Origin of the sequence: Pokkaliibacter plantistimulans, from assembly GCF_003194385.1 — a bacterium.
GTDB lineage: Bacteria > Pseudomonadota > Gammaproteobacteria > Pseudomonadales > Balneatricaceae > Pokkaliibacter > Pokkaliibacter plantistimulans.
In genome coordinates, this window is record NZ_LAPT01000089.1 from 1 (window position 1) to 3117 (window position 3117).

Consider the following 3117-nt stretch of genomic DNA (forward strand, 5'->3'; position numbering starts at 1 on the left):
CTAATTTGATAGATGATAAACGAAATCTCAAGCGTTTATCCGGCGCGTTACAGGTCACTTACTGACGCAAGTTGGTAAGTCGAAATGTAAGTTACACCAGGTTGCTTAGCTTATATGGCCAAGTGACTAAGCGTGCACGGTGGATGCCTTGGCAGTCAGAGGCGATGAAGGACGTGGTAGCCTGCGAAAAGCTCCGGGGAGTCGGCAAACAGACTTTGATCCGGAGGTGTCCGAATGGGGAAACCCACCCCTTAGGGGGTATCTTATCCTGAATACATAGGGATAAGAGGCGAACCGGGAGAACTGAAACATCTAAGTACCCCGAGGAAAAGAAATCAACCGAGATTCCCTAAGTAGTGGCGAGCGAACGGGGACCAGCCCTTAAGTCTGTAATGTGTTAGTGGAAGGCTCTGGAAAGTGCCGCCATAGTGGGTGATAGCCCCGTACACGAAAGTGCATTGTAGATGAAATCGAGTAAGGCGGGACACGTGGTATCCTGTCTGAACATGGGGGGACCATCCTCCAAGGCTAAATACTCCTGACTGACCGATAGCGAACTAGTACCGTGAGGGAAAGGCGAAAAGAACCCCGGAGAGGGGAGTGAAATAGACCCTGAAACCGTGCACGTACAAGCAGTGGGAGCCCCTTCGTGGGGTGACTGCGTACCTTTTGTATAATGGGTCAGCGACTTACTATCAGTGGCAAGCTTAACCGCATAGGGGAGGCGTAGGGAAACCGAGTCTTAATAGGGCGTCAAGTCGCTGGTAGTAGACCCGAAACCGGGCGATCTATCCATGGGCAGGTTGAAGGTTAGGTAACACTGACTGGAGGACCGAACCGACTACCGTTGAAAAGTTAGCGGATGACCTGTGGATCGGAGTGAAAGGCTAATCAAGCTCGGAGATAGCTGGTTCTCCCCGAAAGCTATTTAGGTAGCGCCTCGGACGAATACCACTGGGGGTAGAGCACTGTTTCGGCTAGGGGGTCATCCCGACTTACCAACCCGATGCAAACTCCGAATACCAGTGAGTACTATCCGGGAGACACACGGCGGGTGCTAACGTCCGTCGTGAAGAGGGAAACAACCCAGACCGCCAGCTAAGGTCCCCAAGTCCTGGTTAAGTGGGAAACGATGTGGGAAGGCTCAGACAGCTAGGAGGTTGGCTTAGAAGCAGCCACCCTTTAAAGAAAGCGTAATAGCTCACTAGTCGAGTCGGCCTGCGCGGAAGATATAACGGGGCTCAAACCAGGCACCGAAGCTGCGGATTCCTCTAAGAGGAGTGGTAGGGGAGCGTTCTGTAAGTCTGCGAAGGTGTGCTGTAAGGCATGCTGGAGATATCAGAAGTGCGAATGCTGACATAAGTAACGATAAAGGAGGTGAAAAGCCTCCTCGCCGGAAGATCAAGGGTTCCTGTCCAACGTTAATCGAGGCAGGGTGAGTCGGCTCCTAAGGCGAGGCCGAAAGGCGTAGTCGATGGGAAACAGGTTAATATTCCTGTACCGCTGTTTACTGCGATGGGGGGACGGAGAAGGCTAGGCCAGCACGGTGATGGTTATCCGTGTTTAAGGTGGTAGGCAGGACGTGTAGGCAAATCCGCACGGCCAATGCTGAGGACTGATGACGAGCTCGCATGAGCGAAGTGGTTGATGCCATGCTTCCAAGAAAAGCCTCTAAGCTTCAGGTAAACAGGACCGTACCCCAAACCGACACAGGTGATCAGGTAGAGAATACCAAGGCGCTTGAGAGAACTCGGGTGAAGGAACTAGGCAAAATGGCACCGTAACTTCGGGAGAAGGTGCGCTGCCGGTGGTGAAGGGCTTGCCCCGTAAGCTGCTGGCAGTCGAAGATACCAGGCCGCTGCAACTGTTTATTAAAAACACAGCACTCTGCAAACACGAAAGTGGACGTATAGGGTGTGACGCCTGCCCGGTGCCGGAAGGTTAATTGATGGGGTTAGCGCAAGCGAAGCTCTTGATCGAAGCCCCGGTAAACGGCGGCCGTAACTATAACGGTCCTAAGGTAGCGAAATTCCTTGTCGGGTAAGTTCCGACCTGCACGAATGGCGTAATGATGGCGGCACTGTCTCCACCCGAGACTCAGTGAAATTGAACTCGCTGTGAAGATGCAGCGTATCCGCGGCTAGACGGAAAGACCCCGTGAACCTTTACTGTAGCTTCACACTGGACTTTGATGTTGTTTGTGTAGGATAGGTGGGAGGCTTAGAAGCAGAGACGCCAGTTTCTGTGGAGCCAACCTTGAAATACCACCCTGACACCATTGAGGTTCTAACTCAGGCCCGTGATCCGGGTCGAGGACAGTGTGTGGTGGGCAGTTTGACTGGGGCGGTCTCCTCCCAAAGAGTAACGGAGGAGCGCGAAGGTACCCTCAGGCTGGTCGGAAATCAGCCAATGAGTGCAAGCGTAGAAGGGTGCTTAACTGCGAGACGGACAGGTCGAGCAGGTACGAAAGTAGGTGCTAGTGATCCGGTGGTTCTGAATGGAAGGGCCATCGCTCAACGGATAAAAGGTACTCCGGGGATAACAGGCTGATACCGCCCAAGAGTTCACATCGACGGCGGTGTTTGGCACCTCGATGTCGGCTCATCACATCCTGGGGCTGAAGCCGGTCCCAAGGGTATGGCTGTTCGCCATTTAAAGTGGTACGCGAGCTGGGTTTAGAACGTCGTGAGACAGTTCGGTCCCTATCTGCCGTGGACGTTGGAGATTTGAGAGGAGCTGTTCCTAGTACGAGAGGACCGGAATGGACGAACCGCTGGTGTTCGGGTTGTGATGCCAATCGCATTGCCCGGTAGCTATGTTCGGACGGGATAACCGCTGAAAGCATCTAAGCGGGAAGCCCCCCTCAAGATGAGATCTCCCTGGATCTAGAATCCTCTGAAGGGCCCTTGAAGACCACAAGGTTGATAGGTGGGGTGTGTAAGTGCTGTGAGGCATTGAGCTAACCCATACTAATTGCCCGTGCGGCTTGGCCATATAAGCTAAGAGACTTGGTGAAGCACTGGATAGACGAAGAGATTTTGTGATCGTCGCAAGCGCATGAAGATGCGAGTAGTCAAATTAGAGCCACCCTTATTTGAGTAAACCGGCGGCTGTCAG

General features: G+C 53.2%; 1 rRNA gene. It reads left to right on the forward strand.

The window, feature by feature from the left end:
- Window positions 1-116 precede the first annotated feature (116 nt).
- Window positions 117-2994, forward strand: a 23S ribosomal RNA gene (locus WH50_RS17790).
- Window positions 2995-3117: the final 123 nt, after the last annotated feature.